Here is an 11783-nt window from a genome sequence, read left to right as displayed (position 1 = left end):
GCCCGTCCCGCGCACGTACCGGGCCGCCCGGCGTGGCCCGGTACGCGGAGCCGTTACGCTGGAGGGCGTGGCAGTCGTCGATGTATCCGAAGAGCTCAAGTCCCTCTCCTCGACCATGGAGTCGATCGAGGCCGTCCTGGACCTCGACAAGCTGAGGGCAGACATCGCCGTGCTCGAGGAGCAGGCGGCAGCGCCGTCCCTGTGGGACAACCCGGACGAAGCGCAGAAGATCACCAGCAAGCTCTCCCACCTCCAGGCCGAGGTGCGGAAGGCCGAGACGCTCCGGGGCCGGATCGACGATCTCTCCGTGCTGTTCGAGATGGCCGAGGAGGAGGACGACCCGGACACCCGCGCGGAGGCCGAGTCCGAGCTCACCGCGGTCCGCAAGGCACTGGACGAGATGGAGGTCCGGACGCTGCTCAGCGGTGAGTACGACTCCCGTGAGGCGCTCGTCAACATCCGCGCGGAGGCCGGCGGCGTCGACGCCGCCGACTTCGCCGAGAAGCTCCAGCGCATGTACCTGCGCTGGGCCGAGCAGCACGGCTACAAGACCGAGCTGATCGAGACGTCGTACGCGGAAGAGGCCGGCATCAAGTCGACCACCTTCTCCGTCCAGGTGCCCTACGCCTACGGCACGCTCTCCGTCGAGCAGGGCACCCACCGCCTCGTGCGCATCTCGCCCTTCGACAACCAGGGCCGCCGCCAGACCTCCTTCGCCGGCGTCGAGATCCTTCCCGTGGTCGAGCAGACCGACCACATCGAGATCGACGAGTCCGAACTGCGCGTGGACGTCTACCGCTCCTCCGGCCCCGGCGGCCAGGGCGTGAACACCACCGACTCCGCGGTGCGGCTCACCCACATCCCCACCGGCATCGTGGTCTCCTGCCAGAACGAGCGCTCGCAGATCCAGAACAAGGCCACCGCGATGAACGTCCTCCAGGCCAAGCTGCTGGAGCGGCGGCGTCAGGAGGAGCAGGCCAAGATGGACGCCCTCAAGGGCGACGGCGGCAACTCCTGGGGCAACCAGATGCGTTCGTACGTGCTGCACCCGTACCAGATGGTCAAGGACCTGCGCACGGAACACGAAGTCGGCAACCCCGAGGCCGTGTTCAACGGTGAGATCGACGGTTTCCTCGAGGCCGGAATTCGCTGGCGCAAGCAGCAGGAGAAGTAACCCCCCCCCCGCGCGAACGCCGATTTGTCGACAAGGCAACTGCCGTCCACCGGGTGGCAGTTGCCTTTCTGTGTCGGGGTCTGCGGGTTTTATGTCACAGTCGCGGCTTCCTGGTTCCGCAAAGCGTGCGTAGCAGGACATCGCGTACGCAACGGCCTTGACGTTCTTTTGGAAAGTGGGAAGGGTGAAGCGCGGCATGCGTATCTCCGGGGCGCATGTGAACCGGGGGCGCCTCACGCAGCAGCCTCCGTCGATCACGGCCCCGGGCGCCGCCTCACTGACGATGAGCTACTGGGGGTAGCAACCACATGACCAAGAAGACGCGGATCCGTGTCGCTCGGATCGCGGCCGGTGCCGTGATCGCGGCCGGTGCCTCGCTGACCGCGGCGGGCGCCGCCTCCGCACTCGACCTCGGCGTGAGCGCCGAGGCCAACGACGCAGGCCTCGGCCTCGGAATCAAGGCGGGCCTCGACGGGGACGACGACGACCCGGGAATCCCGACCGAGCCGGAGCCCAGCGAGCCGGAGGAGCCCACCGAGCCGGCGCCCAGCGAGCCGGAGGTCCCCACCGAGCCGGAGCCCAGCGAGCCGGAGGAGCCCACCGAGCCGGCGCCCAGCGAGCCGGGGGAGCCCACCGAGCCCACCGAGGAGCCCACCGAGGACCCGACCACCCCGGGCAACGGCAACGGTGGCAACGCCGCCGACCCCGACGGCGGTGCCTCACCGCAGGGTGAGGGCTCCTCGTCCCTCACCGACACCGGCGACGACGTCCCGGCCACCGCGGCGCAGGGCAACGGCAAGGAGCTCGCCGAGACCGGCGCCGCCGAGACCACCTTCCTGGTGATCGGCGCCGCCACGATGATCGCCGGCGGTATCGGCTTCCGGGTGCTGCCGCGCCTGATGACCGGCCGCGGCGGCGCTGCCGCCTGACGGTGGCCGCGTGTGCGCACACCGTGCGCGTGACGTAAGGCGAAGGGCCCGGAACGCACTCGCGTTCCGGGCCCTTCGTCCTGTTCGGGGCCGCTCAGGCGGTCTGCTGGGCGAGCAGCGCCACCGCCGCGATCAGCACCGCCAGCAGGGCGATCAGCGTGACGGGGTTCAGCCCCGCGAAGAAGTTGTTCTCCTGCTGCAGCCGCTCGCGGTTCGCACGGCACACCGGGCACCGGCCCTCGCTCACGGGCGCGGCGCAGTTCGCGCACACCAGCCGGTCGTACGTCATGCGCTCGCCCTCCTCGCACCGGATACAGTCACAACAACGCCCACGTCCGCGTGAACGTTCCCCCCTTCCACTGTGCCAGGTTCCCGCGGAGGCTGCGCAGGGTGGCCCGGAACGGGGTGGACGCGGGCGGATCCGGGTGGTTCAGCGGCCGCGGCGCGGGGGAGTCGGTGGCGCGGTCCCCCACACCCCCGGAGGGCTCCGCGCATCCGGCGCGGGAACAAAAGCGCGCAAGGGTTACGCAACCCCCTGCGGTGACTGCGCCGGGCTCCCCGGGTCGCGTAAGGTCACGCTCATCTACCCCCGGCTAACCGTGGTGCACCCGTGATCCGATTCGACAACGTGTCCAAGGCCTACCCCAAACAGAACCGCCCAGCCCTCAGGGACGTCACCCTGGAGGTCGAGAAGGGCGAGTTCGTGTTCCTCGTGGGGTCCTCCGGCTCCGGAAAGTCCACCTTCCTGCGGCTGATCCTCCGCGAGGAGCGGGCCAGCCACGGACAGGTGCACGTCCTGGGCAAGGACCTCGCCCGCGTCTCCAACTGGAAGGTGCCGCAGATCCGGCGCCAGCTGGGGACCGTGTTCCAGGACTTCCGCCTGCTGCCGAACAAGACGGTCGCCGAGAACGTCGCCTTCGCGCAGGAGGTCATCGGCAAGTCGCGCGGTGAGATCCGCAAGTCCGTGCCGCAGGTGCTCGACCTCGTCGGGCTCGGCGGCAAGGAGGACCGCATGCCGGGCGAGCTCTCCGGTGGTGAGCAGCAGCGCGTCGCCATCGCGCGGGCCTTCGTCAACCGGCCGAAGCTGCTCATCTGCGACGAGCCCACCGGCAACCTCGACCCGCAGACCTCCGTCGGCATCATGAAGCTGCTCGACCGCATCAACCGGACGGGCACCACCGTGGTGATGGCGACGCACGACCAGAACATCGTGGACCAGATGCGCAAGCGCGTCATCGAGCTGGAGAAGGGCCGTCTCGTCCGCGACCAGGCACGCGGCGTCTACGGCTACCAGCACTGACGCTCCACGGAAAGGCTTGATCAGACGCCATGCGCGCCCAGTTCGTTCTGTCGGAGATCGGCGTCGGTCTCCGCCGCAACCTGACGATGACCTTCGCCGTCGTCGTCTCCGTCGCCCTGTCGCTCGCCCTGTTCGGCGGGTCGCTCCTGATGAGCGACCAGGTGAACACGATGAAGGGCTACTGGTACAACAAGGTCAACGTCTCCATCTTCCTGTGCAACAAGAGCGACGCCGAGTCCGACCCCAGCTGCGCCAAGGGCGCGGTGACCGACGACCAGAAAGGTCAGATCAAGACCGACCTGGAGAAGATGTCGGTCGTGGACTCGGTGTCGTACGAGTCGCAGGACGAGGCGTACAAGCACTACAAGGAGCAGTTCGGCGACTCCCCGCTGGCCAGCTCCCTCACGCCGGACCAGATGCAGGAGTCGTACCGCATCAAGCTGAAGGACCCGGAGAAGTACCAGGTCATCGCGACCGCCTTCGACGGGCGGGACGGTGTGCAGTCGGTGCAGGACCAGAAGGGCCTCCTGGACAACCTCTTCGGGCTGCTGGAAGGCATGAACCTGGCCGCCCTCGCGGTGATGGCGCTCATGCTGGTGGTCGCCCTGATGCTGATCGTGAACACGGTGCGCGTCTCGGCGTTCAGCCGCCGCCGCGAGACCGGCATCATGCGCCTGGTCGGCGCCTCCGGCTTCTACATCCAGGCGCCGTTCATCATGGAGGCCGCGGTCGCCGGACTCATCGGCGGCTCGCTCGCGTGCGGATTCCTGCTCGTCGCGCGGTACTTCATCATCGACCACGGACTGGCCCTGTCCGAGAAGCTGAATCTGATCAACTTCATCGGCTGGGACGCCGTACTGACGAAGCTCCCGCTGATCCTCGCGACAAGTCTGCTCATGCCGGCCCTGGCCGCGTTCTTCGCACTGCGCAAGTACCTGAAGGTGTGACTCTTGCCAAGAGGGGCGTGCGGTCAACCCGCCGTGCGCCCCTTCGCGTTGTCCTAGACTCACCGGCATGTCAGGTCGTGCCCTGTTCTGTCAGCCCCGCCGCGTCGGCCGCGGGGCAGCCCTGACCTTGGTGTTCGCGAGCGTGCTGGCCGCCGGTGCGGCCACCGGCAGCCTCCCGGGGACGGACCGGCAGGACGCGGTGGACGGGGCACCCGCGACCGCTCCCGCGGGCCACCACGCGGAGGTCGCCCGGGCGGCCGAGGAGGCCGCCGCCGACGGCACGTCCCCGATGGAGGCCGCCCAGCTCGCCGTCAGCCGCAGCGGGGACCGCTGGGCCGCCGTCTACTCCCCGGGTGAGTACGAGGAGTTCGAGGAGTCGCTGGACGGCCGCTACACCGGCGTCGGCCTGTGGGCCCGCGAGCGGGACGGCCGGATCGAGGTGACGAGGGTGGGCCGTGACACGCCCGCCGCCGAGGCGGGCATCCGCGCGGGGGACCGGCTGCGGAGCGTCGACGGCGAACAGGTCGACGGCCGGCCGGTCACCGAGGTCGTCTCCCTGCTGCGCGGCGACACCGCGGGCGACGGCGCCGGCACCACCGTCCGCCTCGGACTGGAACGCGGCACGCGCGCGTGGGACGAGACCGTACGCCGGGCCCGGCTGTCCCGGGACACCGTCACCGTCCGCGCGCTCGGCTCCGGCGCCACCGTCATCAGGGTCGGCGCCTTCACCAGGGGTTCCGGCGAAGAGGTCCGCACCGCCGTACGGGGGGCCCCGGCCGGCGCCGGGATCGTTCTCGACCTGCGGGGCAACTCCGGCGGGCTGGTCGCCGAGGCGGCCACCGTGGCCTCCGCCTTCCTCGACGGCGGCCTGGTCGCCACGTACGACGTCGACGGCGAGCAGCGCGCCCTGCACGCCGAGCCCGGCGGCGACACGGTCCGGCCCCTCGTCGCGCTCGTCGACGGCGGGACGATGAGCGCGGCCGAGCTTCTCACCGGCGCCCTGCAGGACCGTGGGCGGGCCGTCGTCATGGGCTCCCGCACCTTCGGCAAGGGCTCGGTCCAGATGCCGACCACGCTGCCCGACGGCTCCGTGGCCGAGCTGACCGTCGGCCACTACCGCACTCCCTCCGGCCGGGGCGTCGACGGCCACGGCCTCACTCCCGACCTGGAGGCCGACGAGAAGCCGCTCCAGCGGGCCGAGACGGTCCTCAGCGGACTCGGGCGCCAGGACGGGCCCCCGGCGCCCGGGCGATAATCGGCTTCCCGCAGACCCCCTCCGTAGTGCGAAAATGGGCGGCACTATGGCTAAGGAAAAAGGGCGCAAGCTGATCGCGCAGAACAAGAAGGCGCGGCACGACTACCTCATCATCGACACCTACGAGGCCGGTCTGGTCCTCACCGGTACGGAGGTGAAGTCCCTGCGTCAGGGACGGGCGTCGCTGGTGGACGGCTTCGTCCAGCTCACCGACCACGAGGCGTGGCTGCACAACGTGCACGTGCCGGAGTACAGCCAGGGCACCTGGACCAACCACACCGCGCGGCGCAAGCGGAAGCTCCTGCTGCACCGCGAGGAGATCGACAAGCTGCAGTCCAAGTCCCAGGAGACGGGGCACACCATCGTGCCGCTCGCCCTGTACTTCAAGGACGGCCGCGCGAAGGTCGAGATCGCGCTGGCCAAGGGCAAGAAGGAGTACGACAAGCGGCAGACGCTGCGGGAGAAGCAGGACCGGCGCGAGACCGACCGGGCGATCTCGGCGGTCCGCAGGAAGCAGCGGGCGTAGGCCGTCGCGGGGAGGGCCGGGGAATACGCTGGCACCGACCCGCGTTGGTCACGTACGATGGCAACCGCACCCCACAGCGGGTGCGTACCTTGAGAAAAAAACATGGGGATGATCGGTTTCGACAGCGGCTGTCGAAGCAGGGGAAGCGTGTCGAGGAAGCGGCCATGATCTCGTAAACCACAGGCCGAAAAAAACAATCGCCAATTCTAAGCGATCTGTCTCCCAGGGCGAGCTCGCCCTCGCTGCCTGATTTTCAGGTAGCGAGCAGCGGCTCCCCTACTTAAGGGAGTGTCAGCCCGGGGATGTTCCCGACCCGGATCCTGGCATCAGCTAGGGGACTAAACCTTGATCCCGGTCACGGGGTGAAGAGGGAAACCACACAGTGACTGAGCCCGTCGGAGACTTGTCGGCGTGATCTCCGGGGCCGAGAAAAGCACAGTCGACTGCACACGGAGAAGCCCTGGTTCCGCACCGTTGGACGCGGGTTCGATTCCCGCCATCTCCACTCATCCCATGTGGGCAGAGGCCCCGTCGCTCAAAGCGGCGGGGCCTTTGTCATGCGGCCACATGGTCGGGGCGGGAGGATGTGGGTCCCGGACCCATATCGAGGGGTGGTTCACCCTTCTACCTTCTCTCCTCATGACACAGACCAGAGCCGCACTGCGCCCCACCGTGCTGACGGCCCTCCTGGCCGTCCTCCTCTCCGTCCTTCTCGCACCGCCCGCCCCGGCCGCCACCGCCGTCTCCGCCGCCTCCCTCCAGGAGGTCACCGGCTTCGGCGGCAACCCCGGCGCCCTGCGGATGTACCGCTACGTCCCCGACGGGCTGCCCGCCGGCCGGCCCGTGGTCGTCGCCCTGCACGGCTGCACCCAGAACGCCGCCGGATACGCCTCCGGCACGGGCTGGACCCGGCTCGCCGACCGCTGGGGCTTCTCCGTCGTGCTGCCGCAGCAGCGGAGCGGCAACAACCTCAGCCAGTGCTTCAACTGGTTCCGGAACAACGACATCCGGCGTGGACAGGGCGAGGCCGCCTCCCTCGCCCAGATGGTCGACCGGCAGCTCGCCGACGTCTCCGGCGACCCCTCGCGGGTGTACGTCACGGGGCTGTCCGCCGGCGGCGCGATGACCGCCGTGATGATGGCCACGTACCCGGAGAAGTTCGCCGCGGGCGGTGTCGTCGCCGGGCTGCCGTACGGGTGCGCCGAGGCCGCCGGGTCGCCGTACGTGTGCATGTACGTCGGTGCGACGCAGACCCCGGGGCAGTGGGGCGACCGGGCGCGTGCCGCGCGGCCGGGTTACACCGGTCCCTGGCCCGCGCTCACCGTCCTGCACGGCACGGCCGACTACACGGTGAGGCCCGCCAACATGACCGGCCTGGTGGAACAGTGGACCGACGTGCACGGCGCCGACCGCACCGCCGACGTCAGCGACACCGTCGCCGGCCACCCGCACCAGGTCTTCCGCGGCCCGGACGGGAACGCGGTCGTCGAGACGTACAGCCTCACCGGCATGGGACACGGCCAGCCCGTCGACCCCGGCACCGGGGACGAGCAGTGCGGGACGGCCGGGGCGTACTTCCTGGACGTGGGCCTGTGCGCGGCGTACCGGCTCGGAAAGGCCTGGGAACTGGGCTGAACCGGTGTGTCACACCCCGCGCGGTGACGTGCTGGGTGTGTCACACCCCGCGCGGTGCCGTGCTCGCCCGTTCCGTCAGACGCGGCGGCAGCAGGGTGGCCCCCGGCACGGGAGCACCGGACAGCTTCCGCATCAGCAGGCGCACCGCGCGGGCGCCCAGTTCGGCGGACGGCACGGCGACCGAGGTGAGCGGCAGCCGGGCCGCCGCGGCCACCGGTGCCGGGCAGACGGCGGTGAGGGACAGATCGCCGGGGATGCGCACCTCCAGCCGCTCGAACGCGTCGGTCAGCGGGTCGAGGAGCGGTTCGTTGTGCACCACCACCGCGGTCAGCGCGGGCAGTTCGCGCAGCAGCCGCTCGGTGAGCGCGCGGGCGTCCTCCCGGCCGGTGCCGCACGGGTGCACGGCGGAGGTGAGCCGGTGCCGGTCCGCGGCCGAGGTGAACCCCTCCACGAGCCGCCGCGCGAACGCGGTCCGCCGGACGTACACCTCCGGCGGGGAACCGACCAGCGCCACCACCCGGTGCCCGAGCCGCGCCAGATGCTCCACGCACAGCTCACCGGCCGCCCGGAAGTCCAGGTCGACACAGGTCAGCCCCTCCGGCTCGGCCGGTACGCCGATCGGTACCGACAGGAGGGAACGGGAACGCAGCAACGGCAGCCGGGGGTCGTGGAGCTGTACGTCCGTCACGATCACCGCGTCCGCGAGACCCGTCTCGGCGACGCGCCCGATCCCCTCCTCACCGTCCCCCTGGGTGAGCAGCAGGACGTCGTGGTCGTGGGCGCGGGCGGCGGTGACCACCGACACCGCCAGCCGCGTCATCACCGGCACGTGGATGCCGGGGCGCATCGGGACGGCGAGGGCCAGCACCTTCGATCCGCGGCCCGCGCGCACGCGGCCGGCGTCCGCGCGGTAGCCCAGTTCGTGCACGGCCGCCTGGACCCGGCGCCGCGTCGCGTCGGAGATCGGCCGCTTGCCGCTGAGCGCGTACGAGACGGTGCTCGGGGAGACCCCGGCGCGCCGGGCCACATCGGTGATCTTCACCATCGGGGTGTCCTCACTGCGCTGTCCGTGGGGGGGGAAAGCGGTTTCGAAGCGCTTCGACGGGTGAAGGTATGTGCGGGAACTGTGGTCGTCAATGGGGTGCGCGGGAATCGGTGGAGCGATTCGGCGAACCGACCGGGGCCAGGGCGCACACGGCGGCCAGGAGGGCGGCCGCGGCCGCGGCCGCCGCCACCGGTACGCCGTACCCGGCCGTCGCCGAGACGTGCTCCACGGTCCAGCCGCCGGCCGCGCTGCCGCAGGCGATCCCGGCGAGCAGACCGGTGACCGCGAGCGTCATGCCCTCGTTCAGCCGGCCCTCGGGGGTGTACCGCTGCACCAGGGTCATGGTGGTGACCATCGTCGGGGCGGTCGCCATCCCGGCGACCAGGAGCGCCGCCGCGAGCACCGGCAGCGAGCCGGTGAGCCCGGCCGCGAGCAGCGGCAGCGTCATGAGCGCGGTCATCGCGGCCAGACACCACGGCAGCCGGGACCGCGCGGACCCGGCCGGGCGCGTCGCCCCGTACAGCAGTCCCGCCGCGCAGGAGCCGGCCGCCTGGAGCGCCAGCACGGCGCCGGACGCCGCGCGGTGCCCCCGTTCGTCCGCGAACGCCAGGGTCACCACCTCCATCGAGCCGAACACCGCGCCCGTCGCCAGGCACACGAGGAGCAGCGGCCGCATGCCGGGTGCCCGCAGTGGCGCCCGCGCGGTGGAACGCCGCACGACCGGCGGCTCGGTCGACCGCTGCGCGGTGAACAGCAGCACACCCGTCAGCAGCAGCACGGCGCCGGCGAGTGTGCCCGCCTCCGGGAAGAACGCCGTGCACAGGAAGGCCGCGAGCACCGGGCCGAGCATGAAGCACAGTTCGTCCGCGGCCTGTTCGAAGGAGTTGGCGGTGTGCAGGGCCCCGGGGCTCCCCTTCAGCAGGTGTGCCCAGCGGGCCCGGGACATGCCGCCGGTGTTGGGAGTGGTGGCGGTGGCGGCGTAGGAGGCGAACAGGGCCCAGTCGGGGGCGCCGTGACGTACGCAGAGCAGCAGCGCGAGGGAGCCGAGCACGGCGAGCACCGTGGCCGGCAGGGCGGTACGGGCCTGCCCGTACCGGTCGACCAGGCGCGCGGTCCACGGCGCGACCGCCGCCGTCGCGGCCAGCCCCGTCGCGGTGACGGCGCCGGCCAGGGCGTACGAGCCCCGTGTCCCGGCGATCATGATGACCGCGCTCACACCGAACATGCCCATCGGCAGCCGGGCGATCAGGTTCCCCGCCGTGAAGGCGCGGGCGCCGGGCAGCGCGAAGAGGTGGCGGTACGGGCCCTTCGCGCGGCGTCGGCCGGGGGTGCGCGGGGCGAGGTCGACGACGACCAGGGTGTCGGCGGTGACCGTGAACAGGGGGGTGTCCCGGGATGTCGGCTGAGGCATGGCTCCACCGTCGCCCCCGGTCGCGCGGCCGGTCCAACACCTTCCCGGCGCCGATTCACGCACCATTGTTGTAAGTTCGCCGGATGGCCGCCCCCGCCCACCTCGACCCGCGTCTGCTGCGCGCCTTCGTGACGGTCGCCGACGAACTGCACTTCACCCGTGCCGCCGCGCGCCTCTACGTCGCCCAGCAGGCGCTCAGCCGGGATGTACGGCGGCTGGAACGGGAGCTGGGCTGCGAGCTGTTCGTCCGGACCACCCGCCAGGTGGCGCTCACCGCCGACGGCGAGCGGCTGCTGCCGTACGCCCGCGCGGTGCTCCAGGCGCAGGACGACCTGCTCGCCGCCGCCGGGCAGGCCCGCCCCCTGCTGGTCGACCTCAACTCCCCGGGTCTTCGGACCCCGCGCCAGGTGCTGCACCGGGCCCGTGAACTCATGCCCGGGCACGAGCTGATGGCCCGCTACGAGAGCGGACTGACCTGGGCGGCGGCGGAACTGCTCGCGGGGCGGCTCGACGCGTCGTTCGGACGGTTCGCGGGACTCGCCCCGGCGCTGCGCTCCGGGCTCGACCAGCAGCCGGTGCGGTACGAGCCGATGGCGGTCGTGCTGCCCGTGGACCACCCGCTGGCCCCGCTGACCGAGGTGCCGCTGGCCTCGCTGGCCGGCGAGACGGTGTACGCCGGGGCCGGGAACCCCCGTACACCGGAGTGGACCGACCTCGCGCGACAGCTGTTCCAGGGGCGGGGCATCACGCTCGCACCGCCCGCGCCGCTGGCCGTCGGGGAGGAGGAGTTCCAGCGGGTGATGGCCAGAACGCGTCATCCGATCCTCGCGGTCGTGGACTTCCCGTCGCTGCCGTCGACGGTGCTGCGGCCTCTCGTGGACCCGGTCCCTCTGTCGCCCGTATCCCTTGTATGGCGGAAGGGAATCGTTCATCCCGCTCTGGAGGGACTTCGGCGGGCCGCGGCGGCCGTCGGCGCGGACCGGGGCTGGCTGCGGATGCCGGAGGAGAGATGGATTCCGGCCGGCGACTCTGTTGTGATGGCGTCCCCGTGATGTCTCGCAATTGACACGAAAAGGCGCATGGCACACACGGAACCTCCGCGTGCGCTACATTCAATGCCTGAGCACAGTGTGATAAACGGGGCGCTCGGGGTGGGTGGGGGCCCGGTCCGGCGGCTGGTGCTCAGGTCGTACGCGCACCCGGAACTGTCCCTGGGGGAAGTGCGTGCGCGTGGAAAAGTGGCGGGAAGATACCCAACCGGGAGAGCTCGAGGACGCAACGGCGACCGAGGAACTTCCGGACGACGACGAAGGCGGGGACTCCGCGGAGACCGGCTCGATCGAGGACCGCTGGGCCCGGCTCGGAGTCTTCCCCGCCGTCACGAACCAGCCGCCGCGCGGCCCCGCCGCCCGGGACGCGGACCACACGGTATCCCTGCGCGGTGACTCCCCGTACGGCGAGCGGCAGAAGTCGCCGGGCGGTGTGCGGGCGGACGGCCCGCGCGACGCTCATCGTTCCGCCGGCCCCGGCGAGGAGCCCGTGGGCGGTCCGCGCCCCGCGG

The 11783-nt window shown here is 71.3% G+C and carries 11 protein-coding genes, 1 other RNA gene and 1 pseudogene; 10 read left to right on the top strand and 3 right to left on the bottom strand.

The features are described 5' to 3' along the window. The first annotated feature begins 67 nt into the window (after positions 1 to 67). Both prfB and B9S61_RS21850 read left to right on the top strand, forming a co-directional pair. Positions 68 to 1174 (top strand): peptide chain release factor 2, encoded by a 1107-nt coding sequence (gene prfB / locus B9S61_RS21855; protein ID WP_103543780.1) that lies wholly within the window; start codon positions 68 to 70, stop codon positions 1172 to 1174. 308 nt (positions 1175 to 1482) lie between these two features. Beyond that, positions 1483 to 2103 (top strand): hypothetical protein, encoded by a 621-nt coding sequence (locus tag B9S61_RS21850; RefSeq protein ID WP_103543779.1) that lies wholly within the window; start codon positions 1483 to 1485, stop codon positions 2101 to 2103. Between the two features lie 94 nt (positions 2104 to 2197). Here B9S61_RS21850 and B9S61_RS21845 read toward each other — a convergent pair whose 3' ends face one another. Next, entirely contained in the window at positions 2198 to 2392 is a 195-nt protein-coding gene (locus B9S61_RS21845) for a hypothetical protein (RefSeq protein ID WP_103543778.1), read from the bottom strand. A 321-nt stretch (positions 2393 to 2713) separates the two neighbouring features. Here B9S61_RS21845 and ftsE point away from each other — a divergent pair, with 321 nt between their 5' ends. From ftsE to B9S61_RS21815, 6 genes are all read left to right on the top strand, one after another. Beyond that, positions 2714 to 3403 (top strand): cell division ATP-binding protein FtsE, encoded by a 690-nt coding sequence (gene ftsE / locus B9S61_RS21840; protein WP_103543777.1) that lies wholly within the window; start codon positions 2714 to 2716, stop codon positions 3401 to 3403. 29 nt (positions 3404 to 3432) lie between these two features. Further along, complete coding sequence (ftsX, locus tag B9S61_RS21835) at positions 3433 to 4350, top strand: permease-like cell division protein FtsX (protein ID WP_103543776.1); 918 nt, start codon at positions 3433 to 3435, stop codon at positions 4348 to 4350. Positions 4351 to 4417: 67 nt separating this feature from the next. Next, a complete protein-coding gene (locus B9S61_RS21830; RefSeq protein ID WP_181007473.1) occupies positions 4418 to 5605 on the top strand; it encodes a S41 family peptidase in 1188 nt (395 codons plus the stop codon). A 46-nt stretch (positions 5606 to 5651) separates the two neighbouring features. Continuing rightward, positions 5652 to 6131, top strand: coding sequence for an SsrA-binding protein SmpB (smpB, locus tag B9S61_RS21825; protein ID WP_103543774.1), 480 nt, complete (start codon positions 5652 to 5654; stop codon positions 6129 to 6131). A 104-nt stretch (positions 6132 to 6235) separates the two neighbouring features. Next, positions 6236 to 6639: a transfer-messenger RNA gene (ssrA, locus tag B9S61_RS21820) on the top strand. A 131-nt stretch (positions 6640 to 6770) separates the two neighbouring features. Further along, on the top strand, positions 6771 to 7766 hold the full coding sequence (locus tag B9S61_RS21815) for a PHB depolymerase family esterase (RefSeq protein ID WP_181007472.1): 996 nt from the start codon (positions 6771 to 6773) through the stop codon (positions 7764 to 7766). 40 nt (positions 7767 to 7806) lie between these two features. Here B9S61_RS21815 and B9S61_RS21810 read toward each other — a convergent pair whose 3' ends face one another. Both B9S61_RS21810 and B9S61_RS21805 read right to left on the bottom strand, forming a co-directional pair. After that, complete coding sequence (locus B9S61_RS21810; protein WP_103543773.1) at positions 7807 to 8811, bottom strand: LacI family DNA-binding transcriptional regulator; 1005 nt, start codon at positions 8809 to 8811, stop codon at positions 7807 to 7809. A gap of 88 nt (positions 8812 to 8899) precedes the next feature. Then, positions 8900 to 10222, bottom strand: coding sequence for an MFS transporter (locus B9S61_RS21805; protein WP_103543772.1), 1323 nt, complete (start codon positions 10220 to 10222; stop codon positions 8900 to 8902). Between the two features lie 83 nt (positions 10223 to 10305). On the opposite strand from B9S61_RS21805, the gene B9S61_RS21800 reads away from it, so the two are divergent. After that, on the top strand, positions 10306 to 11274 hold the full coding sequence (locus tag B9S61_RS21800; RefSeq protein ID WP_103543771.1) for a LysR family transcriptional regulator: 969 nt from the start codon (positions 10306 to 10308) through the stop codon (positions 11272 to 11274). A 178-nt stretch (positions 11275 to 11452) separates the two neighbouring features. Next, positions 11453 to 11783, top strand: a pseudogene (locus tag B9S61_RS21795) (hypothetical protein); the annotation flags it as partial.

The sequence above is a fragment of the Streptomyces sp. SM1 genome, from assembly GCF_002910825.1.
Taxonomy (GTDB): domain Bacteria; phylum Actinomycetota; class Actinomycetes; order Streptomycetales; family Streptomycetaceae; genus Streptomyces; species Streptomyces okerensis.
The sequence above is the reverse complement of the archived record's forward strand: the minus strand, read 5'-3'. Positions and strand labels throughout refer to the sequence as shown.

Excerpts from the sequence above, each read along its gene's own strand:
- B9S61_RS21850 (WP_103543779.1), top strand. The coding sequence starts at position 1,483 with ATGACCAAGAAGACGCGGATCCGTGTCGCTCGGATCGCGGCCGGTGCC.
- B9S61_RS21845 (WP_103543778.1), bottom strand. The coding sequence starts at position 2,392 with ATGACGTACGACCGGCTGGTGTGCGCGAACTGCGCCGCGCCCGTGAGC.
- ftsX (WP_103543776.1), top strand. The coding sequence starts at position 3,433 with ATGCGCGCCCAGTTCGTTCTGTCGGAGATCGGCGTCGGTCTCCGCCGC.
- B9S61_RS21830 (WP_181007473.1), top strand. The coding sequence starts at position 4,418 with ATGTCAGGTCGTGCCCTGTTCTGTCAGCCCCGCCGCGTCGGCCGCGGG.
- smpB (WP_103543774.1), top strand. The coding sequence starts at position 5,652 with ATGGCTAAGGAAAAAGGGCGCAAGCTGATCGCGCAGAACAAGAAGGCG.
- B9S61_RS21815 (WP_181007472.1), top strand. The coding sequence starts at position 6,771 with ATGACACAGACCAGAGCCGCACTGCGCCCCACCGTGCTGACGGCCCTC.
- B9S61_RS21810 (WP_103543773.1), bottom strand. The coding sequence starts at position 8,811 with ATGGTGAAGATCACCGATGTGGCCCGGCGCGCCGGGGTCTCCCCGAGC.
- B9S61_RS21805 (WP_103543772.1), bottom strand. The coding sequence starts at position 10,222 with ATGCCTCAGCCGACATCCCGGGACACCCCCCTGTTCACGGTCACCGCC.
- B9S61_RS21800 (WP_103543771.1), top strand. The coding sequence starts at position 10,306 with ATGGCCGCCCCCGCCCACCTCGACCCGCGTCTGCTGCGCGCCTTCGTG.